This is a genomic window from Halomonas sp. ND22Bw, from assembly GCF_003011945.1.
GTDB classification, from domain to species: domain Bacteria; phylum Pseudomonadota; class Gammaproteobacteria; order Pseudomonadales; family Halomonadaceae; genus Halomonas; species Halomonas halophila.
This window is the reverse complement of record NZ_PXWD01001272.1, coordinates 1-256: the sequence shown is the minus strand read 5'-3', so window position 1 is coordinate 256 and position 256 is coordinate 1. Positions and strand designations below refer to the sequence as shown.

Here is a 256-nt window from a genome sequence, read left to right as displayed (position 1 = left end):
TTAGCGCCGTTCCAGTTCTCAACCACATTCAGCCCTTCGTGGATCTCGCGGCGGAATGCCTCCTGACGCAAATACCGGCATAGGAAGATTGTTTTGACCGCGCGGCCGAGTTCACTCAGCGCCTTGTAGGTCGGGTGCATCACTTCGGCTCTGGCAAACCGGAGCAGGATCGCTTCCGGATCGGCGGTGCGCGATTGCATGGCAGCGGCATATTTGACCATTTCGTCATATTGTTGCTCGATCTCGTCCCAGTCGA

At 57.0% G+C, this 256-nt stretch carries 1 protein-coding gene; it reads right to left on the bottom strand.

Annotation, left to right across the window (positions count from 1 at the left end; genetic code table 11):
* On the bottom strand, positions 1-256 hold a 256-nt coding region (locus tag CVH10_RS22280), incomplete at both ends, for a Tn3 family transposase (protein WP_146143288.1).